Genomic DNA, 23,817 nt, shown 5'->3' with positions numbered 1-23,817 from the left:
GTGGCAGAGTGACCACCGCCACAGATCCGCCCGGTGGTTGAGGAGGGCCGCCAAGCCCGTCTCGAAACCACCATTGCCCACGACATGAGAGGAGAGTGACATGACGCTCGGCGGCACCGATCTCAACCTGCTCCTCTCCCTCAAGGTCCTCCTCGAGGAGGGCAACGTGACCCGGGCCGGCCAGCGCCTCGAGCTCAGCCAGCCGGCGATGAGCGCCTCGCTCGCGCGCCTGCGTCGCCGCTTCGACGACGAGCTCCTGGTCCGCGCCGGCCGCGACTACGAGCTCACCCCCTTCGCACGCGACCTGCTGCCCGAGGTGCAGCACGCCGTACGCCTCCTGGGACGGGCCCTGCACCTCGAGGACGAGTTCGACCCCGCCACCAGCAACCGGGTCTTCCGGATGGCGATGAGCGACTACGCGATCGCCGTGCTGCACGAGCCGCTGGTCCGCCTGCTTCGCACCACCGCCCCCGGCGTGCGCCTCACGATCGAGAACCTCGGCCCCGAGTCGCGTACGTCGGAGCGCGTGCTGCTCGAGATCGACGCGCTCGTCGCGCCGCTCGGGTTCGGCTTCCAGGGTGACTCGCGGCCGCTGTGGAAGGACCGGATGGTGCTGATCGCGGACCGCCACAACTCGCGCCTGCGCGACGGCCGGCTCACCGTCGAGGACCTCGCCGAGCTCCCGCACGCGGTCCCGAGCTTCGGGCCCGGCGTCCTCACACCCGTCGACCGGGTCTTCGGGGAGATCGGCGTCGACCGCCACATCGCCCTGCAGGTCTCCGGCTTCCTGCCGCTGCCGTTCGTGATCGCCGGCACCGACCTGGTGGCGATGGTCCCCGAGAAGCTCGCGCGGCTCCACGCCCGCCCCGAGGGGCCGCTCGTGGTCGTCGAACCACCCTTCGACGAGGTCGTCCTCGCCGAGGGCTACTGGTTCGCCCCCGACCGACTCTCCGACCCCGCGCACCGCTGGCTGTTCGAGCGGCTCGACGAGCTAGCGGTCGAGCTGGCAGCCGGCTGACTCGCGGCCGCGCTTCGCAGGACGTCATACGAATCGAGCCCTCTGGGTCACGTTTCGTATGACGTCCCGAGCCCGCGCGCGCCAGACGCGGACCACTCAGAAGCCGTCGGCCCGCCGCAGCGGCGTCGGCCGCCCGTCGGGGTCGTGGACGAGCTGGTAGAACGGCCGGGCGAGGAGGCGCGTGAGCGGGCCGACGTCGGGAGGCGAGAGCCGGCGCAGGCGGCCGGGCGGGCGGGGTCCCTGCTGGCCACCCGCGTGCCAGGAGTCGAGGGCGGCGGCGCAGTCGGCGTAGGCGTTGAAGATGCCGGCGGGCTCGATGCAGTCCTCCATGGGGTCGTCGGGGCCGCGGTCGAGGTGCTCGGCGGCGAGCGTGAGGCGGAGCGTGCGCGCGTAGTCGCCGGCGGTGTCGAGGACGACCGCCGAGAGCTCGGAGTCGTGGGTCCACGAGCGGCGGTTGAAGTTGTCGGAGCCGATGCTCGCCCAGGTATCGTCGATCAGGCAGGTCTTGGCGTGGACGTAGATCGGCGTGCTCGCGTGGTTCTCGATCCCGTAGACCGCGACGCGGTCCGGGGACGCGCGCATCATGTCGAGCATCGCGCGGCGTCGGCCGACGAGCTGGGCGGTGCGGCTGAAGCCCTCGACGTCGGGGTGCAGGGGGACCACGGCGACGACGTACAGGTCGGGGTGTTCGCGCAGCGCGTCGCTGAAGACGTTGCCGATGTGGTTACCCCAGAGGTACTGGTCCTCGACGTAGATCAGCCGTCGGGCCCGCGCGACCGCCTTGGTGTAGCCGCGGGCCACGCTGCGCTCGCCGCCGCGCGCGAAGCTGTAGTCGCGGCCCTGGCGGAGGTCGGGATAGGTACGGAGCAGCTGGACCGTGTGGGTCCCGCCCTCGACAGGCGGAGGCGGGGGCTGCTGCTCGGGGAGCGGGTCGGGGGTGGTGTCGAGGCCGCGCAGCCGGTCGCGCAGCAGGATGACGGGGCTGCGGGAGAGGGTGGTCGGGTCCTCCCACCGCTCGCGGAAGACGGTCTCGACGTCGTGCACCGCGGGTCCGGTGATCGCGGCCTGGAGGTCGTGCCACGGCGCGGTCGCGCCGTACTCCCCGCCCATGTCCTCGAGCGCCTGCGGGTCGCCGCCGTGGTCGCGGTCGTCGCGACGTGAGTGGCAGAGGTCGATGCCGCCGACGTACGCGATGTCGCGGCTGGGGTCGTCGCGGTGCCGGATCACGACGAACTTCTGGTGGTGCGACCCGCCCGTGCGCACGCGCATGTCCAGGATCGCCTCGACGCCGCGCTTCTGCAGGGAGCGGCCGAGGCGGAGGTTCTCGTCGGAGCTGAAGCCGATGGCGCTGCTGTGCGAGCGCCAGACCAGGCCGCGTACGTCGACGCCGCGCTCGTCGGCGCGGCCGAGGACGTCGACCACCTCGCTGCCCGGCTCGCCGGTCAGACGCTCGTCGCCGTCGCCCTGCCAGTCGGTGAAGAGCACCAGGTCGCCCGGCTGCGTCGCCTCGATCCGCTCGTAGAGCTCGGCGAAGTACGTCGCCCCGTGCACCAGCGGCCGGACCAGGTTGCCCTCGGACCACGCCTCGTCCCCGGGGTGCAGGTCGTCGAGGCGGGTCGCGCTGTTGCCGCGCTCGCGCTGGGTCAGCAGCCAGTCGCTCGCGTCGTCCAGCACCCGGCCAGTGTGCCCCACAGGTCCTCGACGGGGCGCCGACGCGCCTGCTCACGTAATCTCGGCGGCTCAGTGCCCCGAACTCGGAGGTGGCCCCTCGTGCTCTCCCTCACCTACGTCAGCTCCACGACCGAGGTCCTTGGGGTCTCGGACCTCGTCGAGCTGCTCACCTCGATCCGGCCGAGGAACGACGAGCGCGGGCTGACCGGGATGCTGCTCTACAGCGGCGGCAACGTCATCCAGACGCTGGAAGGGCCCGAGGAGGCCGTCGAGTCGGTCTTCTCCTCGATCGAGGCCGACCCGCGGCACACGGGGATCCTCGTGCTCCTGCGTGAGCAGGTCGAGGCGCGCGCCTTCCCGGAGTGGTCGATGGGGTTCCGCAACCTGGGCGACCACGACGTGCAGGGGATCACCGGCTACACCGACTTCACGCGGCGCTCGTTCGCCGAGGGCCTGGGTGCGGAGACCGGCTCGGCCTACCGGCTCCTCGAGCTCTTCCGCGACAGCATGCGCTAGGTGCGCTAGGCGCGCTGGTCCGAGAGCACATCGCGCCAGGAGTGCTCGGGAGCGAATCCGAGCAGGTCGCGGGCCTTGTCGATCGAGTAGAAGGTCTCGTCGCGGCCCATCTCCTTGCGCACCTCGACGCCGGCGTAGAAGCGGTCGCCAATCTCCTGGGTCGTGGCGGCGACGGACATGTCCGCGTTGGCGACGTTGAAGGCCTGGTAGCCCAGGCCGTCGGTCTCGAGGCAGCGCTGCACCATCTGGCCCAGGTCGCGGGTGTCGATGTAGGCGAAGATGTTGCGCCGCCTCAGCGACGGGTCGTCGAGGAACGGTGGGAAGAGCTCGGCGTACTCGTGCGGCTCGATGACGTTGTTGATCCGGAGCCCATAGATGTCGGCCCCGGTGCGGGCGTGGAAGGAGCGCGCCGTCACCTCGCTGGCAACCTTGGACATCGCGTAGGAGTCCTCGGGGACGGTCGGGTGCTCCTCGTCGACCGGGACGTAGAGGGGGCGACGCTCGCCCTGCGCGAAGCAGACGCCGTACGTCGTCTCCGACGACGCGAAGACGACCTTGCGCACGCCCAGCCGCGTCGCCGCCTCGAGGACGTTGTAGGTGCTGAGCACGTTGGTCGCGTACGTCGTGGCGTCCGAGCGCAGCAGGATCGCGGGCACGGCGGCGAAGTGCACCACGGCGTCGTACGACGGCTTCTCGGGCAGGTCCAGCTCGTCCATGGTCGCCAGGCCGGCGAGCGCCGAGTAGGTCTCGCCGGCGTCCGTGAGGTCGACGCGGAGGTCGGCGATGTCGGCGTGCCGGAGCGGGACGAGGTCGGCGTTGGTCACCTGGTGGCCCAGGGCGGCGAGGTAGGGGGCGACGTGCTTGCCGGCCTTGCCGCTGCCGCCGGTGAAGAAGATGCGCATACCCCTGCCGTACCCGCCGGGAGGGGCGTTCAGCCCCGCATCCGTCAGGACCCGGGCGGCACCCGCACGTCGGCGCTCCACCGGGCTCGGCGCTCGTCGTCGGACTGCTCCCACCACGGCGTGCCCCGCTCGCCGAGCGCGACCTTCGCGGCCTGGACGCCCGCGCGCGATCGCGGCTCGTCGTCGGTGCCTCGCGTGCGCCGTACGTCGCGGCGCCAGGCCATCAGGACCCGCGTCAGCTCCGCCCGCCGCTCCTCCGGGATCGCCGGGTCCGTGGCGCGCCACCGCCGGCCGTCGACCACGATGAACCGGCCGTCCGGGGTGACCTCGGGCGGCTCGCTCATCCCCGGATCGTAGGCGCCGGGCGCGGTCAGCTGTTGCGGACGGGTCGAGGCAGGCGCAGACTCCCGGGATGGCCGTGCCTCCAGCCCGCGTCGCGCTGATCAGCCCGCACGACGTCGTCGTCGCGGGCCTCACGTCCCTGCTCGACCGCCACCGCTCGCGCGTCGAGCTGGTGCGGTCGGAGGCGGTCGAGGCCGACCCCGACGTCGTGCTCTACGACGTCGCCGGCCTTGCGGGAGGCGACCGGACCGTCTTCGACCGGCTGGTCAACCACTCGACGTCGGTGGTGATCGCGATGGGGCGCGACCACAGGCCCGACCTGCTCAACGACGCCCTCGCGCAGGGGGCCGACGGCTGCCTCCTCCTGAGCATCCGCGAGGAGGAGCTGCTCGCGGCCCTCGACGCGGCGACGACGAGGAGGCGGCTGGGCGGCACCGGCGCGGGCTCGGTCATGTGCGCGTGCCCCAGCGCCCGGCGAGCGCCGCGGCTCGGGATCAGCGCCGGGCTCAACGACCGGGAGTCCGACACCCTGTCGCTGATCGCGCGGGGGCTCAGCAACGAGGACATCGCGGACCGGCACCGGCTCAGCGTCAACACGGTCAAGACCAACGTCCGGAGCGCCTACGCCAAGATCGGCGTCCACAGCCGCAGCCAGGCGGTGCTGTGGATCATGCGCCATGGGTTCGACACCGCCGATTCTCGGGAATCGGGGCGCCACAGGCACTCTTGATCAGCAGAACGTTCCATCGCGGCGGGGGCCATCCAACCTGGAGAGAAGTCCATGAGCATCAGCGCAGACAGGCCGGGCGAGGCGAGCGGCCACGATGCGGCGCACCCACCGGCGCCGCGCACGGGTCCGGACGACGTCGCCGACCCCTCACCCGCAGCGGCTCGTCTGCTCGAGATGACCGCCCGCGAGACCGACCGGTGGCGGGCCGAGGCCAGGGTCGAGGTCGAGGGCCTGCTGACCGACGCGCGCGCCGAGGCCGCGCGGCTCGTGCGGGCTGCGCGCGAGGAGGCGGAGGGCCTCGTGTCCACGGCGCGCGAGGAGGCCGCGCAGGAGACGAACGCCGCGCGCGTCGAGGCGTACCGGATGCGGGAGGAGACGTCGGCACGTCGCCAGCAGCTCGACGACGAGATCGCCCGCCTGGAGCAGGTCGAGACCGAGCACCGCGAGCGGCTGCGCCTCCACCTGACCGACCTGCTCGAGCGCGTGGACCCCACGCCCGACGACCGCTGAGGACGCCACCCACCACGCACCGTCGGGTCACGGCAGTCGCGTACGGGTCGCGGCGTTGCCCGGAGGTGGGCGCGGTGGGACCCTCGGGAGGTGCGGGTGCTGGGCGCCACGACGGCCAACGACGGTCACTTCGGGCCGATCGTGCCGTTCCTGCGGGCGTGCGCGGCGGCCGGCCACGACGTGCGGGTCGCTGCTCCGGCATCTTTCGCGGCCGCCGTGGCCGCGGCTGGGTTCGCCCACGAGCCGTTCGCGGACGCACCTCCCGAGCTGGTGGGCCCGATCATGGCCCGGCTGCCGACCGTGACGTTCGACGAGGCCAACGAGCTGGTGGTCCGCGACGTGTTCGCGCGGGTCGACGCGCAGGCGGCGCTGCCCGCGCTCCGCGAGACCGTCGAGCGCTGGCGCCCGGACGTGGTGGTCCGCGAGACCGCCGAGCTCGCCTCGCTGGCTGCGGCCGAGAGGGCCGGCGTGCCGCACGTGCACGTCTGCATCGGCATGCACGAGGTCGCTGCCCGGTTCACCGAGCTCATCGGTGAGCCGTTGGCGGACCTGGGCGGCCTGGCCGGCCTGTCCAGCGGTCAGCTGGTCGCGGCGCTGGCCGCCGAGCCGGTCTTCAGCCTCGTGCCCGAGGTCCTCGACCAGGTGGGACCCGAGGCCGCCGGGTTCGTCCGGTTCCACGAGCCCCCGGTGGGCGCCGACAGCGTTCCCCTGCCCGACTGGCGGGGCGTCGAGGGTCCACTGGTCTACGTCACGTTCGGCTCGGTCACCGGCTCGCTGCCGCCGTTCGCCGGGGCGTTCCGCGAGGCGTTGGACGCCCTCGCGGACGTCGAGGCACGCATCCTGATGACGGTCGGACGGAAGGTCGATCCGGCGTCCCTGGGGCCGGTGCCGCCGAACGCGCGGGTCGAGCAGTGGTTCCCCCAGTCGGCGGTCCTCGCCCGTGCTGCGGCGATGATCGGGCACGGCGGCTTCGGTACGACGATGGGTGCCCTGGCGGCAGGTGTGCCCCAAGTGGTCGCACCCCTCTTCACCTTCGACCAGGTCGTGAACGGCGAGCACGTCGCATCGGTCGGAGCCGGGTTGACGGTCGAGGCCGGACCCGGAGCGGTGGGGCGTGCCGCTGAGCACCTGCCCCACCTGCTCACGACGCCGGGCTACGGCGCGGCAGCGCGACGCATCTCCGACGCCCTGCGCCGGCTGCCGCCGCCCGCCGAGGCCGTCGCCCGTCTGGTCGACCTCGCGAGCTGACCCGCGAGGTCCGTCAGCGGCGCGCGGCCTGCCGTTGCCTGATCTTGTCGGCGGCGGCGCGCAGCCGTGCCTGGTTCTCGGGCCTCTGCGCCTCTTGGTAGACCTTCTTGGCGATCCCGAAGAGCGCGGCCAGTCTGATCAGCTTCCTCATGACGGGGCGGTACCCACTACGCGGCGGCGCACCCGGAGCCACGACCAGCCACCCGAGGGCACCCATGTGCCCGCTCAGCGCCGGACGGCGAACCGCGCCTTCGCTACGGCGCCGGAGCCGACCTCGTTGCTCGCCCGGACCGTCGCGACGCACGCGCCCCTCCGGAAGGTGCCGAGCCGCACCGTGACCGAGCGGGTCTTGGCGGGCAGGGTCCTGTCGAGCTTCACCTTGCCCCGGCAGGTGACCTTGACGGCGTACGCCGTGACCGGGACATCGCTGTCGGCCGCTGCCGGCTTCCAGGTGACCGTGCGCCGGGGCGCGGCCTTCTTGCCGCTGGCGGTCAGCTTCGTGGGCCTGCCGGGTGCGGCGTACGGACCGAGCGGGCGGAAGAAGCGGATCGCGCCGTCGAAGGTGTACGTCGTCGTCTCGAAGCTCGCGACCGCGATGCTGCCCGACGGCAGCACCTCCAGGTAGGGGAGACCGAGGCCCGTCCGGGCGCCGGCGAGCACGCCCGCGGGCGCGACGTTGCCGGTGGCGCCGGGGTCGAAGCGCAGCACGCGGGGGTTGCCGGGGTCGGCGCCGTACGCGTCGACCGTGGCGAGGTAGAGGTCGCCACGGGTGTCGAGGCCGGCGCCGAGCGGCACCCCGATCATCGTCTGGTCACCCTGGAGGTACTGCGTCGGCGCCACGTCGCCCTGCGCGTCCGCGGCGAACACCGAGACCCAGTCGGCGCCGCGGACGACCAGCCGGCCGTCCGGAGCGGTGTCGATGGTGCTCGGCCCGAAGATCTGGGTCTGGGTGCTGGAGCCGGCGTCGATGCCACCGACCGCGACCGGCGCGCCCATGCCCGACTGGGCGTAGAAGAAGATCGCGTTGGAGTCGTTGTCGAGGAGCGCGAAGCCGCCGTCGCGCTCGGCGATGTCGATGGGGGACATCAGCCCGAGGGAGCCGTTGCCGATCGAGAGGTGGCCGGCGGCGCCGCTTGCGCCGGCGGCGTAGACGAGGATGGTCGACGACGTGAGGGCGTCGTTGCTCGTCAGCACGTACGTCGTGCCGTCGTCGCCGACGGCGATCGACCACGAGTGCTGGCCGCTGGGCAGGTCGAGGTCGATGGTGCGCTGCGGGGCCGTGTTGCCGGACGCACCCGGGGCGAACACCCGGACCGTCGCGTCGTCGAGCGTGTAGAGGCGACCGCCGGCGTACGCGAGGTCGCGGCCGCCCGCGAGACCTGCCTTGGCGCCGCCCAGCATCGTCGTCGGCCCGCGGTCGACCGTCTTGGTCGCGCCGGTGGCCGCCGGCGCGGCGGCCAGGACGGTGGTCAGCAGAGCGGTGCTGAGCAGGGCGGAGCAGAGCAGTCGGCGCATGCCGCGGCCTCTCGGTCGTCGGGGTCGGACCCCCACGGCCGACGGGCCAGCCAATCACGCGGCGCCCGCGGCTGTCAGCGCAATGACGGCGACGCGGACGCTGCTCCAGTCCAGTGCGTCGTGTCGGACCGGATCGGCCTCAACGCAGCAGGGCGAGGTCCCGACGGATGTAGCGCAGGTGCGCCCAATCCTCCTCCAGGATCACGCGGACGCAGTCGCCGACGCTGGGGTGCCAGTCGCCGCCCCACGGGTCGTCGCGCTGCTCGGCGAGCAGCTCGTCCGTGGCGGTGGCGAGGAAGTCGGTCACCAGCTGCTGCCGCTCGGCACGCACCGCGAGGACCTCGTCGTACGGCGCCGGCTCCGCGCGGAAGACCGACATGTCGAAGCCCATCTGCTCGGCGCCGGTGAAGATCTGCCCGATCTCGTGGAAGGGCTGCGGGTCCCGCTGGATGGCGCCGCGGAGCCACGCGTCGGTGGCGAGGACCAGGTGGCGCAGGGTCTGGGCCAGGGACCACTCGTCCTCGACGTGAGCATCCACCAGGTCCGGCGGCGTCCCGGCGATCGTCTCCTGCCACGCGGACCGCACGGCGACCCAGGCTGCGCGCAGGCCCTCGGGCGTCCGCTCCTTCTGGAGCTCCCGGCCGGGGAACTGCCGGTTGAGCTCGGCCTCGACGAGCGGCACCACGTCGACGCCGTTGACGACGAGGCTGCCGAACGCCAGGTCGTGGCTGTCGATGTCGAGCCCGCCGACGTCGACGCTGCGCATCGTCACGCCGCTGACGTCGGAGAAGCGCAGGGTCGCCCCCTTGAAGCTGGTCCTGACGAAGGTCGCGCCCTCGAACTCGTCCGTGCCGCTGTAGGCCGTCATCGGCCCATCATCACGCCGACACGGCCCTCGGTGCACGCCTTACTCCCAGTGGTTCCTGTTCTCGGAGTCGCCCAGGTAGCCCACGAACAGACGGTCGGGGTCGCGGTCGGCGTACACCGTCTGCAGGCGGTCCCAGGCGTCGTCGGACATGAACCTCACCTGGCGACGGGTGTGGTCGGAGTCGCCGAGGTACTGGCCGACGGTGACCGGCTCGAGGTCGGCCATCGCGCCGTCGAGCCACGCGAGGCAGCGGTCGTCGTCCTCGGGCGACTCCCACAGGACGTACGACGCGAGGTAGATCTCGGACTGCATCGAGAAGGCCATGTCGGGCAGCTCGCGCAGCGGCGCCATCGAGAACCAGATGGTGAACGCCTGGGCGTTCGGGAGCGTCGTGTACGCGCGCCGCATCGCCGGTACGACGTCGCCGGCGGGCCCGGTGAGCCAGGCGTTGTCGACGGCCCAGCGGTGGCCCTCGGGGTTGTCCTCGAGCTGGCGGGCGCGCTCGGCCTCGGGGGTGGTCGGCTCGTCGTCGATCACGAAGATCGCCCGGTCCAGCGCCGGGTTGGTGCGGAAGGGCGCCAGCGCCGCGTCCGACTCGTCCGCCGAGGAGACCATCGCGAGCGCGGTCACCAGGAGGATCGGGTCGGGGGAGACCTGCACGTCGGTCTTGGTGAGCGCGACGATCTCGACGGTGTCGGCGATGGACGCGTGCGTGTCGTGCAGCCAGGTCATCACCTCGTCGAAGTCGTCGAGGTGGAAGCCCTGCACGGTGTGCGCGAAGTGTGCCGGGAGCTCCCGGGTCTGCAGGTGGAAGCGGGTGACCACGCCGGGGAAGCCGGGGCCCGAGCCGCGGGCGGCCCAGAAGAGGTCGGAGTTCTGGGTCGCGTCGGCGCGCACCAGCTCCCCCGACGCGGTCACCACGTCGATGGCGACGACGTACTCCGCCGCCCAGCCCCAGCCGCGGGCGTTCCAGCCCTGGCCGCCCTGGAGGAGGAATCCGCCGACCCCGACGGTGGGGCAGTGCCCACCGAGGAAGAACCGTCCGCGCTCGGCGAGGTACGGCGCCAGCTCGGCGCCGCCCCTCGTCGAGGGAGAGACGCGGACGATTCCCGTCTCCTCGTCGTACTCCATCTCCTGGAGCCCGCCCAGGTCGATGACCAGGGCGTCGGTGCGCACCGACCACTGCGCCCAGCTGTGCCCGCCGGCCCGTACGGCGACCTGCCAGCCGCGGTCGCGCGCGAGGCGTACGGCGGCCACCACGTCCGCCTCCGTCTCGGGTCGCACGACCGCGGCCGGCCGGCGGTCCGTCAGCCGCCGGTTGAAGATCCGGTCGACCCGGGCCTCCTCGAAGCCGGCGTCGCCCTGGCTCGTGAGCGGCAGACCCATCAGGCCGGAGCCACCAGTGCGTGCAGGGTCTGGCCCATGATCCGGCCGGGGTCGGCGCCCTCGGTCTCGGGGTGGATCTCCCAGTCGGCGAGCGTGAGGCTGTTGTCGAGCACCATCTTCACGCGAGGGAAGCGGCGCTCCATGAATGCCGGCAGCACCTCGTCGACGGACGCGCCGGACGTGAGCATCTCCGCCAGGATCACCGCGTCCTCGGCGCACATCGCGGCGCCCTGCGCGATCAGCGGCGGGCACGCGTGCGCGGCGTCGCCGATGATGATCGTGCGTCCGCGGTGCCACGGCGACTCGACGCAGATCGCCTCGATCCACTGGTAGTTGACGATCGCGTCGTCGGCGAGGCTGTCGCGCACCTGGCCCCAGATGCCGCCGTACCCCTGGCCGCGCTCCTTGAGCTCGGCGCCGCGCGGGCCTTCGCCCAGGTAGGACCGGTCCAGGTCCTCCTCGAGCAGGAAGGCGTAGCAGAGGTCCTCGGAGATGGGCGTGTAGCCGGCCTTGAACTTCGGGCCGCCGTAGTACATCTCCGAGCAGTCCATCTCGGCCGGCCGCTGGGCGACGGTGCGCCAGATGCCCATGCCGACGTGGTGCGGCTCGGTCTCGATGCCGATCATCGAGCGCACCTTGGAGCGGATGCCGTCGGCGCCGACGAGCAGGTCGACGGTCTCGGTCGACCCGTCCGACAGCGTCACGGTGACGGAGTCGCCGTGGTCGTCGATGGCGGTCAGCGTGGTGCCGAGGCGTACGTCGACGCCGGCCTTCTCGACCTCGACGGCCAGGATGTCCGCGATGTCGCCGCGGACGGCGCCCATCGTGCCGGGCAGGTCGGGCCCACCCATCGGGGGCGTCGGGATCTCGGCGATCACGTGGCCGTCGGCGGTCTTGAGCCGCAGGTGGTTGAACGCGAAGCCGCGCTCGGCGAGCTGGTCGTAGATGCCGACCGCCTGGAACGCCTTGAGCGCGTTGCCCTGCAGCGTGATGCCGTGCCCGACGCCCCCGAGCGACTCGCGCAGGTCGAGGAGCACCACCTCGACGTTGCGCTGGCGCAGCGCGAGGGCGAGCACGCCGCCGGTGATGCCGCCGCCGACGATCAGGACGCGGTCGACGGTGGACGGGGACGACTCAGACATGGGAGCTCCTTGCAGATGGGACGGCGTCGGCGATCAGCTGGAAGGCGGTGCCGACCGGCTCGACCTCGGCGGGCAGGTTGAGGAAGCCGTGCATCAGGCCCGGCATCAAGTGGCGGGTGACGTCGACCCCGGCCGCGAGGAGCGCCTCGTGGAAGGGCTCCTCGGAGCGGCGCAGGTCGTCGTACTCGGCGTCGATCATGAGGACCCGGCACAGTCCGGTGAGGTCGGCCAGCGCGGGCATCGAGCGACCGTCGGCCGACTCGGGCGACGCGCCGAGGTAGTTGGCGGTGAAGCCGGCGGTCTGCTCGTCGGTGAAGCCCAGCAGCGCGGGGACCTCGGCCATGAGCTCGTCGATCTCGGCGGTCGCCGGCGGGAGCACGGGGTGGTAGACGCCGTACGCCGCGACGAGCGAGGCCGGCTGCCAGCCGTCCTCGTCACGCAGCCGGAGCACCGCGGCGGTCCCGAGGTTGGCGCCGGCGCTGGCACCCCCGACCGCGATGGCGTCGGGGTCGACGCCGAGGTCGACCGCGCTGTCGCGGACCCAGCGCACGACGGCGACCACGTCGTCGAGCGGCACCGGGAAGTGCACACCGCCGACCGCGAGCCGGTAGTCGACGCTGACGACGAGAGCACCCGCGCGGGCGCACACCTCGCGCGCGGTCCGGTCGGCCTCGGGCATGTCGAGGTCGCCCATCATGAAGGCGCCGCCGTGCATCCAGACCAGGCAGGGGAGGTCGGTCGTACGGCGGTCCGGGGTGTAGAGCCGCACCGGCACGGGCCCGTGCGGACCGGGCACGGTGGTGTCCTCGGTGACGACGTCCGGCGCCGCTGCGGCGTCGGTCCACTGCATGAAGGCGTGGAAGCGCTGCTCGAGGGCCGGGTCCGACATGAGCTGCTCGAAGGAGTCGATGCCGTCGAGCAGCGGGAACCGCTCGACGTACGCTCGGTGCAGGGTCATGCCCCGGCCGTCTCGAACATCGACGGGCGTGAGCCGGTGATCCAGCCGACGATGTGGTCGCGGTCGGCGCCGGCGGCGGCCAGGTCGGCGACCTTCTTGCCCCGGTTGAGGATCACGATCCGGTCGGCGACCTCGTAGCAGAGCGGCAGGTCGTGGGTGACGACGACGATCGCGATGCCCTGGTCGGCCATCCGGCGGATCAGCGCCTCGACGTTCTTGGTCTGCTCGTAGCCGAGCGCGGCCGTGGGCTCGTCGAGCAGCAGGATGCCCTGCGACTCCCCGTTGACCCGGATCGCGCTGCGGGCCAGGGCGACGACCTGGCGCTGACCCCCGGAGAGCATCTCGACCGGCCGGGTCATCGGAGCCGTGCGCACGCCGAGGCGGTCGAGCTCCTTCTCGGAGCTGCGGCGCATCTCCTTGCGGTCGACGAAGCCCAGCCAGCCGAGCGGTCCGCGGCGCAGCTTCTCCTGGCCGAGGTTCAGGTTGATCGCGATGTCCTGCGGCTCCACCAGCGACAGGTCCTGGTAGACCATCTGGATGCCCGCGTCGGCGGCGTCGCTCGGGGCGTGGAAGGACTTCTCCTCGCCGCGCACGCGGATGGTGCCGCCCGAGGGCCGGTGCGCGCCCGACATCACCTTGAGCAGCGTCGACTTGCCGGCACCGTTGTCGCCGAGCAGGGCGACGACCTCGCCGGCGTTCACGTGGATGTCGATGCCGTCGAGCGCACGGACGAAGCCGTAGTGCATCTCGATCCCCTGCAGATCGAGGGCCGGCGTACCGGTCGTCGTCATGTCAGACCTTCTTCTGGTGGACGGAGAGGTTGGCGGCCATCAGTCGCTCGGACACGGCGGTCTGGAGCACCCGCTCGAAGGCCAGCGAGCCGAGCAGCAGGGCGCCGGTGCAGACGGTGGCCCAGTAGGGCTGGATGCCCCGGATCGTCAGGCCGTTGCTGATCGTGGCGAGGATCAGGGCGCCGACCAGGACGCGCGGCAGGCTGCCACGGCCGCCGGTGAGGGCGACACCCGCGAGGGCGACCGCCGTCAGCGCGGTGAAGATGATCGCCGGGCTGGCGTTGGGGTTCGCCTCGGTGACGTTGGCAGTCGCGACCAGGCCGCCGAGCGCGCCGAGCACGCCGGAGATGACGAAGCCCAGCACGCGGTAGCGGTCGGCGTGGATGCCGGCCCGTCGTACGGCCTCGGCGTTGGCGCCGACCGCCATCAGGCGGATGCCGTCGCGGGTGCGGGTCAGGAAGACCGTGCCGACGATGAAGACCGCGGCCACGATGAACACCGGTGCCGGGATGCCGGAGAACGAGTCGCCGACCTTGAGGTAGCGGTGCGTGCCCATGAACTCGAGCTGGGTGAGGCCGGGGAACGTGTAGCCGCCGGCGATGACCGCCGCGAGGCCCGAGAGGACCGAGAGCGTGCCGATCGTGACGATGATCGGGTTGAAGCCGCGGATGGTGATCAGCCCGTTGACCAGGCCCACCACGACGCCGGCGCCGAGGCCGGCGGCGAGGCCGAGCCAGGTGGCGTGGCCGTGCGTGAGGACCCAGCCGCAGACACAGCTGGCCACCGCCGCCGTGCCCGGCAGCGACAGGTCGAGGACGCCGGTCATGATGCCGATGCCGACGCCAGCCGCGAAGAGCGCGGTCAGGGCCGCCGCGTTGGCGATCAGGATGGCGTTGTCGACCTTGAAGAAGTACGGCGAGCACCAGAATGCGAAGGCGACGATCAGCAGCCCCCACAGCACGAAGATGCCGCGGTCGCGCATGAAGACCAGGACGGAGACCGACCGGGGCATGTCCTGGCCGGTCGTGGTGGAGGGGGCCGGCGCCGGGCCGGGGCTGTCAGCCCCGGCCACGGACGCCCCCGAGGTGGGCACGGAGTCGGTGGACACGCTCAAGATCCCGCCTTGACGACCTTCTGCGGAGTGGTGAGCTGCTCACCCTCGGCGGTCGGGTCCTCGAGCATCTTCGTCAGCGTCGCGACGTTCTGCGACATGTCGTCCTGGAACTGCAGGGCGACCACGGCGTAGATGTCACCGCTCTTGACGGCGGCCAGCGTCTCGTCGTTGCCGCCGGTCTCGGTCAGGCAGGGCAGGTCCTTGCCCGCTGCCTTGAAGGCGCCGATGGTGCCGAGTGCGCCCTCGTCGTTCTGGCCGAAGACGGCGTTGATGTCGGGGTTGCCCTGGAGGACGTTGCCGACGTCGGTCTGCGCGGCCTGGCGGTCGCTGACCACGATCGACTGGACGATCTCGGCGTCGGGAGCGGTCGCGGCGAGGTACTTCTTGACCGCGCCCTCGTACTCCTCCTTGCCGGCGGTGCCGGGGGCGGCCTCCTCGAAGAGCACCTTGGCCTTGCCGTCGTACTTCTCGTTGATGCAGTTGCCGAGCTCGGTGCCGGCGGCCTCGCCCTCGGCCTCGTAGTCGATCGTCGAGAAGGTGATGCCGGGGACCATCCCGTCGAGGCCGTAGGCCTCGGGGGTGCCGTTGACGACCATCGGGACACCCTTGTCCTGGGCGACCGAGATCAGCGAGGCAGCTGCCTCGGGGGCGACCATGATCGCCCAGACCGCGTCGGCCTTGCCGCTCTCGATCGCGGTCTGCAGGTCGGTGACCTGCTTCTGCGGGTCGAGGTTGGGGTCCTGGACGACGACGTCGTAGCCCTGGGACTTGCCGTAGGCCTTGATGCCGTCGGACAGCTGCTGCATCGCGGGGATCTTCAGCGCCAGCGGCGAGAAGACGAGGGTCTTGGTGTCGCCCGAGCCCGACCCGTCGTCGGAGCCGGCGGCCGACTGGGTGCCATCGCTGCTGCAGGCGGCGAGCGTCAGCAGGCTGCCGGCGGCCAGCACGGCGAGGGCCGCTCGGCTGCGCTTGGAGAAGGGGTGCTGCATCGTCAACTCCTGGTTTCAGGGGCGGTGGACCGCCTGTGGGTTCGGTCACAGGAAACCCGTGACCGCCATCACCCGGAACCCCGATCGCGCTGATGCCAGCCATCGACGTCGGCTCTTTCCCCGACCGCGGGAGCCGCGCCTAGCGTGATGACGTCAGTCACACGCCTGACCCTGTCGAGCCCCGCATCCCTGCACCGAGGAGAACCCATGCCGTACGTCGTCAGCGCCACCTGGACCGCCCAACCGGGTCAGGAGGGCGTCGTGCTCGACGCGATCGAGAAGCTCGGCCCGCTGTCGCGCGAGGAGCCCGGCAACCGCATCTACCAGGCCTTCCAGGACCCGGCCGAGCCGCTCGTCTTCCGTCTCTTCGAGGTGTACGACGACCAGGCGGCCGCGGACGCGCACTGGGCCTCGGCGCACTTCAAGGAGTTCGCGCTCGAGCAGGCGATTCCTGTGCTCGCCACCCGCGAGCGGGCGTTCTACGAGACGATCGGCTGACCACTCATGCGTCTCGCCACCTTCCGTCGGCATGACGACGAGCCGCACGTCCGGCAGGTCGGGCTGGTGCTCGGACAGGGTGAGCACGTCCGCGTGCACCCGTTCGATGTCGGCTTCGACCTGGTCGAGCTGCTCGCCGAGTCGCCCGAGTGGCGGGACTCCCAGGCCGACGTCGCCGCCGGCGGCGACGGGCTCGGCCTCGACGAGATCGTGCTGCTGCCGCCGGTCTACCCGGTCGCGATGCGCGACTTCCTCACCTTCGAGGCGCACGTCGACGGCATGGAGCGCGGCCACGGCAACCCCGGCCCGCCGGATGCCTGGTACGACGCGCCGGTCTTCCTCTTCATGGCGCCGCACGCCGTCACCGGCGCGTACGACGACGTCCCGATGCCGCCGGACACCGCGCGGCTCGACTTCGAGCTCGAGGTCGCGGCGATCGTCTGCCGCGACGTGCGCGACGTGACGCCCGAGCAGGCGAAGGCCGCCATCGGCGGCTACTGCGTGATGAACGACTGGTCGGCCCGCGACGTCCAGGGCAAGGAGATGTCGCTCAAGCTCGGCCCGTCGAAGGGCAAGGACTTCGCGACCACGATCGGTCCCTGGGTCGTCACTGCCGACGAGCTCGACGACGCCCGCGACACGGACGGCTTCCTCGACCTGGAGATGACGGTGAAGGTCAACGGCGAGCAGGTCGGCGCCGACCGGTCCGGCCACATGGGCTGGTCCTTCGAGCAGCTCGTCTCGCACGCGTCCCGGGCGTCCTGGGTGAAGGCCGGCGAGGTCCTCGCCTCCGGCACCTGCTCGACCGGCTCGCTCGCCGAGTCGTGGGGCCGCACGGGGTCGCTGACCCCGCCGCCGCTCCAGGTCGGCGACGTGGTGGAGATGACCATCGAGCGCATCGGCACGATCAGCAACACCGTGACCGAGCCCGGAGACAACGTGGCCGCTGTGGCCCCTGCCCGCCGTCGCCCGCGCCTGGAGGCATCGGCATGACCACGGTCGTGACCCGCAACCCGGCCACCGGCGAGGAGCTCGCGTCGTACGACGCGCACGACGAGGCCGGCATCGAGGCCGCGCTGGCGGCGACGTACGCCGCCTCGGCCGTCTGGGCCGCCACCTCGCTCGACGACCGGCTCACGCTGCTGCGCGGCGTCGGCAAGCTGCTGACCGAGCGGCGCGAGGAGTACGCGGCGCTGATCACCGCCGAGATGGGCAAGCCGCTCGCCGAGGCGCTCGGCGAGGTCGACAAGTGCGCGTGGAACTGCGAGGTCGTCGCCGACCTCGCGCCCGGCTGGCTGGCCGACCACGAGGTCGAGTCGTCGGCGTCCCGGTCGTGGCTGTCCTACGAGCCGGTCGGCGTCGTCTTCGCGGTGATGCCCTGGAACTTCCCCTTCTGGCAGGTGCTGCGCTTCGCCTGCGCCGCCCTCGCCGCCGGCAACGCCGCGCTGCTCAAGCACAGCCCCGACGTCACGGGCTGCGCGCTCGCGATCGAGGACCTCTTCGCCGACGCAGGCGCCCCGGCCGGGCTGTTCCGCTCGCTCGTGGTCGCGGCCGAGGACGTGCCGGCGGTGTCGAAGCGGGTCGTCGAGGACCCGCGGGTCGCCGCCGTGACCTTGACCGGCAGCGAGCGCGCCGGCTCGTCGATCGCCTCGATCGCGGGGGCCGCGATCAAGAAGACCGTGCTCGAGCTGGGTGGGTCCGACCCCTTCGTCGTCCTGGCCGACGCCGACGTGCCGCTCGCCGCCGCCACCGCGGTCAAGGCCCGCTTCACCAACACCGGCCAGAGCTGCGTCTGCGCCAAGCGCTTCGTCGTGCACGAGGACGTCGCCGACGAGTTCCTCGAGCACTTCATCGCCAGCCTGTCCCTCCTGGAGGTCTCGCCGATGGCACGTGAGGACCTGCGCGACCAGGTCGTGCGGCAGGTCGAGCAGTCGGTGGCCCAGGGTGCGCGGCTCGTGACCGGCGGTCACGCCATCGACGGTCCGGGCTGGCACGTCGAGCCGACCGTGCTCACCGACGTCGTGCCCGGCATGACCGCCTTCGACGAGGAGACCTTCGGCCCGGTCGCCGCGATCGCCCGGGCCCGCGACGACGACCACGCCGTCGAGCTCGCCAACGCCACGACGTTCGGGCTGGGGGCCTCGGTGTGGGGCGAGGCCGACCACGCGCTCGCCGTCGGCCGACGGGTCCGGTCCGGTGCGCTCTTCGTCAACGCGATGGTCGCCTCCGACCCTCGCCTGCCCTTCGGCGGCATCGGTCGCAGCGGCTACGGTCGCGAGCTGTCGGCCGAGGGCGTCCGCGAGTTCACCAACGTGCGGACCATGGTGGTCGCATGAGGCTCGACCACGTGGGCCTCAACGTCGCCGACCTCGACGCCATGTGTGCCTGGTACTGCACGTCCCTCGACCTGGCGATCGAGTTCGAGTTCGCGCTCGACCAGGTCGACTTCCGGGGCGCGATGCTCCGCTCCAGCGAGGGGCACCGGATCGAGCTCCTCTGCCGCACGGGCAACGGTCCCGGGCTGCAGGCGGCGAACCCGGTCGAGGCCGCGCTCACCCGCGGCTTCGGGCACGTGGCCTTCGACGTCCCCGACGTGGACGCGGCGTACGACGGCTTGCTCGCCGCCGGCGCCACGGACCGGATGTCGCCGCGGCCGTCGCCCGAGCCGGGCGTGCGGATGGCCTACGTCGCCGACCCCGAGGGCAACCTGGTCGAGCTGCTCGACCGGACGGCGGCTGCCTCGTGACCGGGCGGCTCGACGGGAGGATCGCGCTGATCACCGGCGTGGGTGGCGGCATGGGCGTCGCGGCCGCACGGCGCTTCGCTGCCGAGGGCGCCCGCGTCGTCGGCTGCGACCTCGACAAGGACGGCGCCGCGCGCACCGAGGAGCTGGTCCGGTCCGAGGGTGGCGAGATCACCGTGATGGGTGGCGTCGACCTCGGGGACCCGACGGCCGCCCGGGACTGGGTCGACGCCGCGGTCGCGACGTACGACGGCATCGACGTCCTCTACAACAACGCGTCCACCCAGCGCTTCGCCCCGCTCGACGAGCTGAGCATCGAGGACTGGGACTTCACGATGCGCAACGAGCTCGACCTCGTCTACTACACGGTGCGCGCCGCGTGGCCGCACCTGAAGGCGTCCGGCGGCGGCTCGATCATCAACGTCGGCTCGATCGCGGCCTTGCGCGGTGTGGAGTTCATGCCGCAGAACGCGCACTCGACCGCCAAGGGCGGCGTGATCGCCCTGACCCTCCAGCTGGTCGTCGAGGGTGGGCCGCACGGCATCCGCGCCAACGTGATCAGCCCCGGCATGACCGAGACCCCCAACACCGCGCCGCTCCTGGCGGATCCGCCCGAGCGGATGCGCCGCGTGGTGCTGGATCGGATCCCGCTCGGCCGGCACGGGCAGCCCGAGGACGTCGTCAACGCGGCGGTCTTCCTCGCCTCCGACGAGTCCTCGTGGATCAGCGGCACCAACATCGTCATCGACGGCGGCGCGTCCGTCCTCGGATAGCCCGCACGAAAGAGAGAAGAAGATGAGTCACCTCAACGAGCACGGCATCACCCACCTGCGCCACGTCGACCTGGCCGTGCCGGACTTCGAGGTCCAGCGGTCGTTCTACAAGGACACCTGGGGCCTGACGGAGCAGGGCAAGGACGGCAACGTCTCCTACTTCGCCGCCGAGGGCTCGCCGGAGCAGTACATCGTCCGGCTGCGCGAGAGCGAGGAGAAGCGGCTCGACCTGCTGGCCTTCGGCATGACCGACGCGGCCGCGGTCGACGCCTTCGCGCAGAAGCTCGCCTCGGCGGGCGTGCAGCTGGTCAACGAGCCCGGCGTCCTGCAGACCGCCGGCGGCGGCTACGGCTTCCGCTTCTTCGACGTCGACGGCCGCACCGTCGAGCTGTCCGCGGACGTCGAGACCCGCCAGCACCGCGAGATCGAGGAGAAGGAGGCCATCCCGGTCCGGCTCTCCCACGCGGTGATGAACTCCAACGACCCCAACCGCACCCGCGACTGGTACGCCAACGTCCTCGGCTTCAAGCTCTCCGACACGCTCTGGGGCGAGCACATGGGCGAGATGATGCACTTCATGCGGTGCAACGACTGGCACCACAGCCTGGCGATCGCCCGCGGCCCGCACACCTCGGTGCACCACGTCTCCTTCGAGATGCGCGGCCTGGACGAGTACATGTACGGCACCGGCCGGGTGATGCGCGCGGGCATCAAGAAGATCTGGGGCCCGGGCCGCCACCACGCCGGCAACAACACCTTCACCTACTTCCTCGACCCGTCGGGCAACACGATGGAGTACACGACCGAGCTCGAGCGGCTCACCACCGACGAGTGGCACCCGAGCGTCTACGACATCGCCGACCCGATGACCCAGGACCTGTGGGGCACCGCGGACCCGATGAGCGAGTTCATCGCGCGCGACTCCTTCAACGACCCCGACAAGGGCCTCTTCGTCGCCCCGCCGGTGTGACCGCCGCGCTGGTTGAGGAAGGCGCGCCAGCGCCTGTCTCGAAACCCCGTGAGCCGAGAGGCAGTCTGCAGTGAATCTCGATGGCAAGGTCGTCGTCGTCACCGGCGCGGCGCGTGGGCAGGGGGCTGCCGAGGTGGTCGCCCTGCGGGCCGCGGGCGCGACCGTGGTCGCCACCGACGTGCTGCCCTTCGAGGGTGGTCGCACGCTCGACGTGACCGACGCGGACGGCTGGGCCGAGCTGGCGGACTGGATCGCGACGACGTACGGCGCAGTGCACGGGCTGGTCAACAACGCCGGCGTGGCCGCGCGCGAGCGGCTGCCGCACGTCACCCTCGAGACCTGGGAGCAGACCTTCGCGATCAACGTGACCGGTCCGATGCTGGGCATCCAGGCGCTGGTGCCGCTCATGGGGGCGGGCGCCAGCATCGTGAACATCTGCTCGGTGGCGGCGATGTCCGGTCACGCGGCCGCGGCGTACACCGCCAGCAAGTGGGCGCTGCGCGGGCTGACCCGCTCGGCCTCGCTGGAGCTGGGGGAGCGTGGCATCCGGGTCAACGCGGTGATGCCCGGGCTCGTCGACACCCCGCTGATGGCCAACGCCTCCCCGGCGTTCCAGGACGCGGCGCTCGCCGAGATCCCGCTCGGCCGGGTGGGCCAGGTGGCCGACATCGCGCCGACGATCGTCTTCCTGATGTCGGACGACGCGGCGTACTACAACGGCGCCGAGCTCGTGATCGACGGCGGTCTGACCGCGCACGTGTCCCACAAGGGCATCGCCGACGCGACCCGGCCTCCCGCATGAGGCTCGCGACGCTGCGCCAGGGCGCGGCCGTGGTCGACGGGGACACGGCCTACCTGCTGCCGATGCCACTGGGCGAGCTGATCCCGCTGGGTCTGGAGCGCGCGCTCGAGATCGGCGCAGAGGCCAAGCGGGGCACGGCGTTCGCGTTCGACGAGGCCGACCTGCTGCTGCCCTACAAGCCGGCGTCGGTGCGTGACTTCGTGACCTTCGAGTCGCACGTCGAGGGCGTGCGCCGCAGCGTCGACAACGCCAGCGGCGTGCCCGAGGCGTGGTACGACGCACCCACGTTCTACTTCACCAACCCGCACGCGCTCTACGGGCCCGGCTCCGCGATCCCGCGGCCCGTGACCTGCCGGGCGCTGGACTTCGAGCTCGAGGTCGGCGTGGTCCTGGGGGCCGGGGGCTCGTCGCTGACGGAGGTCGAGGCCGCGGAGGCGGTGTTCGGCTACACGATCGTCAACGACTGGTCGGCGCGCGACCTCCAGTCCCGCGAGATGCAGGTCGGGCTGGGGCCGGCGAAGGGCAAGGACTTCGCCACCTCGATCGGCCCGTGGATCGTGACCGCCGACGAGCTGCCGTCGCTCGACCTCGACTGCCGCGTCTCCGTCAACGGCGCCCTCGTCGGCCAGGACCGCCTGTCGCACATGAACTGGTCGTTCGCCGAGATGATCGCCTACGCCTCGCGCGACTCCGTCGTGCTCCCTGGTGACCTGCTCGCCTCCGGGACCACCGGCGGCGGTGGCTGCCTGGCCGAGCTCTGGGGCCGCGCGGGCGCCCAGGTGCCGGCGCCGCTCGAGCCCGGCGACGTCGTGACCATGGAGGTCGAGGGGATCGGGACGCTGACGGGATCCGTTGCCTGAGGAGGGTTGTCAGGAACCCCTGACGTTTGACAAGGTGGCCTGACGGGGGAACGGGCGCCGGTCGTGCGACGTCGCGGGGGTGCGTCGCGGCCGGCCCCGATCCGTCGTGCTCGGGTCAGGCGGTGCCCGCCCGGTGGTCGGACCGGGCCGTGCGTCCGGACTCGCTCCGAGCGAACCGCTCCCAGGCGGCCTGGCGCGAGATGCCGAGGGCCTTGCCGATCTCGGCCCAGGACAGCTTGCGGGACCGGGCCAGCTGCACCCACTCGAGCAGGAAGTCGTCGACCTGGGCAGCGGTCTGGGTGATCAGGACCAGCTTCCCGAGGACGTCGGCGTCCGACATCGTGTCCCACGGGGCCGGAGGCACGGTCCCGGTGCTGCGGACGCGATCGACCACGGCCTTGTGGTGGTCGAGGCAGTCCCCGCACATGAACGCCCCGAGGCCGCCGACCAGCGGCTCACCGCTGCGGCCCGGCTCACCGCAGAAGGAGCAGTGCTTCTTGCTGGCGTCGCGATCCACGGATCCATGGTCGCACGGGCGGTGACGCCTCAGCCCGGCCGCAGCACGTAGAACTCGGTGAACTCGCGACAGCGACCCTCGGCGTCGAACCGCATCACGAAGCAGTTGTCGTAGACCTGGTGGACGGGGCCGTCGGGCCGCCTCCGGTAGGTCGTCGTGCCCTGGGCGACGACCACGTCGCCGTCCACCGCCAGCGGGGCGTACGACGCCTCGTAGGTGCCCGGCGCGTCCCTGGTCGAGGTCCCGTCCTGGCCGCCGTCCGCCACCCACGACGCGACGACCGCGTCACGGCCGACGACCGGCTCGTCGTACGCGTGGTAGCGGTAGGCGACGTCGTCCGAGAAGAGGGCGCCGATCGCGTCGGGGTCGTAGCTGAGCCAGGACGCGACGTACCTGTCGAGCCACTGCTGTGCGCTGGAGCGGTCCATGCGGGCACGGTACGCCGCGTCACAGGAACCTCAGGGTCCGGTGACACCTGGCTCCTGGCCGACCGGTCGAGGCTGGTGGCACCCGATCAGGAAGGTGACGACCATGGCGATGACCGACGCGACCACCACGTCCCAGACCCAGGCGGCGGCGCTGCCCGAGCCGGAGGTGCGCGATGCCGCCACGGTCCGCCGGATCGTCGTCGACGACCACACCTACGTCGTGCGCTGGCGTGGCACAGTGGAGCGGTGACCACCGTCGAGGACCTCACCGGCCGACCGCTCGCGGAGGCGACGGCTCTCGCCGAGGCCGACGGCTGGCAGGTGCGGGCCTACGAGCCCGGCGGGATCCTGACGATGGACTTCCGCGAGGACCGGATCAACCTCGAGCACGAGGACGGCGTCGTACGCCGCGCCTGGGTGGGCTAGATGTTCTGTCCACGCAGGTTGGTCACGAGCTGGATGGGTGACTTGCCGCGGAGTGCGGTGTGGCCGCGGTGGTGATTGTAGGTGTGTAGCCAGGCGGGGT

Annotated in this window: 29 protein-coding genes and 1 pseudogene; 15 read left to right on the top strand and 15 right to left on the bottom strand. The window is 72.0% G+C overall.

All coding sequences use genetic code 11. The features are described from left to right. The first annotated feature begins 100 nt into the window (after nucleotides 1–100). Nucleotides 101–1,018, top strand: coding sequence for a LysR family transcriptional regulator (locus ASC77_RS14435; protein WP_056154271.1), 918 nt, complete (start codon nucleotides 101–103; stop codon nucleotides 1,016–1,018). Nucleotides 1,019–1,114: 96 nt separating this feature from the next. On the opposite strand, the gene ASC77_RS27785 is transcribed toward ASC77_RS14435, so the two are convergent. Continuing rightward, the gene (locus tag ASC77_RS27785; protein WP_321163701.1) at nucleotides 1,115–2,692 is read right to left on the bottom strand and encodes a phospholipase D family protein; all 1,578 of its coding nucleotides are present in this window, start codon (nucleotides 2,690–2,692) and stop codon (nucleotides 1,115–1,117) included. Nucleotides 2,693–2,788: 96 nt separating this feature from the next. Here ASC77_RS27785 and ASC77_RS14425 point away from each other — a divergent pair, with 96 nt between their 5' ends. Beyond that, complete coding sequence (locus ASC77_RS14425) at nucleotides 2,789–3,205, top strand: BLUF domain-containing protein (protein WP_056154267.1); 417 nt, start codon at nucleotides 2,789–2,791, stop codon at nucleotides 3,203–3,205. Nucleotides 3,206–3,210: 5 nt separating this feature from the next. On the opposite strand, the gene ASC77_RS14420 is transcribed toward ASC77_RS14425, so the two are convergent. Together ASC77_RS14420 and ASC77_RS14415 are read right to left on the bottom strand one after the other, a co-directional pair. Further along, nucleotides 3,211–4,107, bottom strand: coding sequence for an NAD-dependent epimerase/dehydratase family protein (locus ASC77_RS14420; protein WP_056154265.1), 897 nt, complete (start codon nucleotides 4,105–4,107; stop codon nucleotides 3,211–3,213). 44 nt (nucleotides 4,108–4,151) lie between these two features. After that, a complete protein-coding gene (locus ASC77_RS14415) occupies nucleotides 4,152–4,451 on the bottom strand; it encodes a hypothetical protein (RefSeq protein ID WP_056154262.1) in 300 nt (99 codons plus the stop codon). Nucleotides 4,452–4,519: 68 nt separating this feature from the next. On the opposite strand from ASC77_RS14415, the gene ASC77_RS14410 reads away from it, so the two are divergent. From ASC77_RS14410 to ASC77_RS14400, 3 genes are all read left to right on the top strand, one after another. Further along, nucleotides 4,520–5,179: a LuxR C-terminal-related transcriptional regulator gene (locus ASC77_RS14410; RefSeq protein WP_056154259.1), complete on the top strand. Its 660-nt coding sequence runs from the start codon at nucleotides 4,520–4,522 to the stop codon at nucleotides 5,177–5,179. A 51-nt stretch (nucleotides 5,180–5,230) separates the two neighbouring features. After that, the gene (locus tag ASC77_RS14405; protein WP_056154256.1) at nucleotides 5,231–5,689 is read left to right on the top strand and encodes a hypothetical protein; all 459 of its coding nucleotides are present in this window, start codon (nucleotides 5,231–5,233) and stop codon (nucleotides 5,687–5,689) included. A 90-nt stretch (nucleotides 5,690–5,779) separates the two neighbouring features. After that, a complete protein-coding gene (locus tag ASC77_RS14400; protein ID WP_056154253.1) occupies nucleotides 5,780–6,937 on the top strand; it encodes a glycosyltransferase in 1,158 nt (385 codons plus the stop codon). A 13-nt stretch (nucleotides 6,938–6,950) separates the two neighbouring features. On the opposite strand, the gene ASC77_RS14395 is transcribed toward ASC77_RS14400, so the two are convergent. From ASC77_RS14395 to ASC77_RS14355, 9 genes are all read right to left on the bottom strand, one after another. Next, nucleotides 6,951–7,088, bottom strand: coding sequence for a hypothetical protein (locus tag ASC77_RS14395; protein ID WP_156391102.1), 138 nt, complete (start codon nucleotides 7,086–7,088; stop codon nucleotides 6,951–6,953). Nucleotides 7,089–7,162: 74 nt separating this feature from the next. Then, complete coding sequence (locus ASC77_RS14390; RefSeq protein WP_056154244.1) at nucleotides 7,163–8,452, bottom strand: hypothetical protein; 1,290 nt, start codon at nucleotides 8,450–8,452, stop codon at nucleotides 7,163–7,165. 139 nt (nucleotides 8,453–8,591) lie between these two features. Next, nucleotides 8,592–9,320: a DinB family protein gene (locus ASC77_RS14385; protein ID WP_056154242.1), complete on the bottom strand. Its 729-nt coding sequence runs from the start codon at nucleotides 9,318–9,320 to the stop codon at nucleotides 8,592–8,594. A 39-nt stretch (nucleotides 9,321–9,359) separates the two neighbouring features. After that, complete coding sequence (locus ASC77_RS14380; protein WP_056154239.1) at nucleotides 9,360–10,706, bottom strand: FAD-binding oxidoreductase; 1,347 nt, start codon at nucleotides 10,704–10,706, stop codon at nucleotides 9,360–9,362. Then, nucleotides 10,706–11,848, bottom strand: coding sequence for an FAD-dependent monooxygenase (locus tag ASC77_RS14375; protein ID WP_056154237.1), 1,143 nt, complete (start codon nucleotides 11,846–11,848; stop codon nucleotides 10,706–10,708). The genes ASC77_RS14380 and ASC77_RS14375 overlap by 1 nt, the downstream gene beginning before the upstream one ends. Then, on the bottom strand, nucleotides 11,841–12,806 hold the full coding sequence (locus ASC77_RS14370) for an alpha/beta hydrolase (RefSeq protein ID WP_056154233.1): 966 nt from the start codon (nucleotides 12,804–12,806) through the stop codon (nucleotides 11,841–11,843). The genes ASC77_RS14375 and ASC77_RS14370 overlap by 8 nt, the downstream gene beginning before the upstream one ends. Then, nucleotides 12,803–13,597: an ATP-binding cassette domain-containing protein gene (locus ASC77_RS14365; RefSeq protein WP_056154231.1), complete on the bottom strand. Its 795-nt coding sequence runs from the start codon at nucleotides 13,595–13,597 to the stop codon at nucleotides 12,803–12,805. Before ASC77_RS14365 ends, ASC77_RS14370 begins: the two co-directional genes overlap by 4 nt. A gap of 1 nt (nucleotide 13,598) precedes the next feature. After that, nucleotides 13,599–14,705 carry an ABC transporter permease gene (locus ASC77_RS14360; RefSeq protein ID WP_056154227.1) on the bottom strand — a complete coding sequence of 369 codons (1,107 nt, stop codon included), beginning with the start codon at nucleotides 14,703–14,705 and terminating at the stop codon, nucleotides 13,599–13,601. A gap of 2 nt (nucleotides 14,706–14,707) precedes the next feature. Next, the gene (locus ASC77_RS14355) at nucleotides 14,708–15,700 is read right to left on the bottom strand and encodes a sugar ABC transporter substrate-binding protein (protein WP_056154225.1); all 993 of its coding nucleotides are present in this window, start codon (nucleotides 15,698–15,700) and stop codon (nucleotides 14,708–14,710) included. 207 nt (nucleotides 15,701–15,907) lie between these two features. Here ASC77_RS14355 and ASC77_RS14350 point away from each other — a divergent pair, with 207 nt between their 5' ends. From ASC77_RS14350 to ASC77_RS14315, 8 genes are all read left to right on the top strand, one after another. Next, nucleotides 15,908–16,198, top strand: coding sequence for a putative quinol monooxygenase (locus ASC77_RS14350; RefSeq protein WP_056154222.1), 291 nt, complete (start codon nucleotides 15,908–15,910; stop codon nucleotides 16,196–16,198). Nucleotides 16,199–16,204: 6 nt separating this feature from the next. Then, the gene (locus tag ASC77_RS14345; protein ID WP_056154219.1) at nucleotides 16,205–17,191 is read left to right on the top strand and encodes a fumarylacetoacetate hydrolase family protein; all 987 of its coding nucleotides are present in this window, start codon (nucleotides 16,205–16,207) and stop codon (nucleotides 17,189–17,191) included. Beyond that, nucleotides 17,188–18,534 carry an NAD-dependent succinate-semialdehyde dehydrogenase gene (locus ASC77_RS14340; protein ID WP_056154216.1) on the top strand — a complete coding sequence of 449 codons (1,347 nt, stop codon included), beginning with the start codon at nucleotides 17,188–17,190 and terminating at the stop codon, nucleotides 18,532–18,534. Before ASC77_RS14345 ends, ASC77_RS14340 begins: the two co-directional genes overlap by 4 nt. Beyond that, nucleotides 18,531–18,944: a VOC family protein gene (locus ASC77_RS14335; RefSeq protein ID WP_056154213.1), complete on the top strand. Its 414-nt coding sequence runs from the start codon at nucleotides 18,531–18,533 to the stop codon at nucleotides 18,942–18,944. Before ASC77_RS14340 ends, ASC77_RS14335 begins: the two co-directional genes overlap by 4 nt. Beyond that, on the top strand, nucleotides 18,941–19,714 hold the full coding sequence (locus ASC77_RS14330; RefSeq protein WP_082574765.1) for an SDR family NAD(P)-dependent oxidoreductase: 774 nt from the start codon (nucleotides 18,941–18,943) through the stop codon (nucleotides 19,712–19,714). Before ASC77_RS14335 ends, ASC77_RS14330 begins: the two co-directional genes overlap by 4 nt. Before the next feature lie 22 nt (nucleotides 19,715–19,736). Next, the gene (locus ASC77_RS14325; protein WP_056154210.1) at nucleotides 19,737–20,684 is read left to right on the top strand and encodes a VOC family protein; all 948 of its coding nucleotides are present in this window, start codon (nucleotides 19,737–19,739) and stop codon (nucleotides 20,682–20,684) included. A gap of 70 nt (nucleotides 20,685–20,754) precedes the next feature. After that, nucleotides 20,755–21,486: an SDR family NAD(P)-dependent oxidoreductase gene (locus ASC77_RS14320; protein ID WP_056154208.1), complete on the top strand. Its 732-nt coding sequence runs from the start codon at nucleotides 20,755–20,757 to the stop codon at nucleotides 21,484–21,486. Beyond that, nucleotides 21,483–22,346, top strand: a complete 864-nt coding sequence (locus tag ASC77_RS14315) for a fumarylacetoacetate hydrolase family protein (RefSeq protein ID WP_056154206.1) — start codon at nucleotides 21,483–21,485, stop codon at nucleotides 22,344–22,346. Before ASC77_RS14320 ends, ASC77_RS14315 begins: the two co-directional genes overlap by 4 nt. 115 nt (nucleotides 22,347–22,461) lie before the next feature. Here the strand turns inward: ASC77_RS14315 and ASC77_RS27010 are convergent, their stop codons facing one another. After that, nucleotides 22,462–22,863 carry a ClpX C4-type zinc finger protein gene (locus tag ASC77_RS27010; protein ID WP_056154203.1) on the bottom strand — a complete coding sequence of 134 codons (402 nt, stop codon included), beginning with the start codon at nucleotides 22,861–22,863 and terminating at the stop codon, nucleotides 22,462–22,464. 29 nt (nucleotides 22,864–22,892) lie between these two features. Next, the gene (locus ASC77_RS14305; RefSeq protein WP_056154200.1) at nucleotides 22,893–23,291 is read right to left on the bottom strand and encodes a nuclear transport factor 2 family protein; all 399 of its coding nucleotides are present in this window, start codon (nucleotides 23,289–23,291) and stop codon (nucleotides 22,893–22,895) included. A gap of 103 nt (nucleotides 23,292–23,394) precedes the next feature. Between ASC77_RS14305 and ASC77_RS26685 the strand changes: the two genes are divergently transcribed. Both ASC77_RS26685 and ASC77_RS14300 read left to right on the top strand, forming a co-directional pair. Next, complete coding sequence (locus tag ASC77_RS26685; RefSeq protein ID WP_156391100.1) at nucleotides 23,395–23,541, top strand: hypothetical protein; 147 nt, start codon at nucleotides 23,395–23,397, stop codon at nucleotides 23,539–23,541. Continuing rightward, nucleotides 23,538–23,717, top strand: coding sequence for a hypothetical protein (locus ASC77_RS14300; RefSeq protein ID WP_056154196.1), 180 nt, complete (start codon nucleotides 23,538–23,540; stop codon nucleotides 23,715–23,717). The genes ASC77_RS26685 and ASC77_RS14300 overlap by 4 nt, the downstream gene beginning before the upstream one ends. Here the strand turns inward: ASC77_RS14300 and ASC77_RS27005 are convergent. Then, nucleotides 23,714–23,817: pseudogene (locus ASC77_RS27005) on the bottom strand (IS481 family transposase); the annotation flags it as partial. The gene ASC77_RS14300 and the pseudogene ASC77_RS27005 sit on opposite strands and share 4 nt — an antisense overlap.

Origin of the sequence: Nocardioides sp. Root1257, from assembly GCF_001425175.1 — a bacterium.
Classification (GTDB): Bacteria; Actinomycetota; Actinomycetes; order Propionibacteriales; family Nocardioidaceae; genus Nocardioides.
This window is presented reverse-complemented; position numbering and strand designations above follow the sequence as displayed.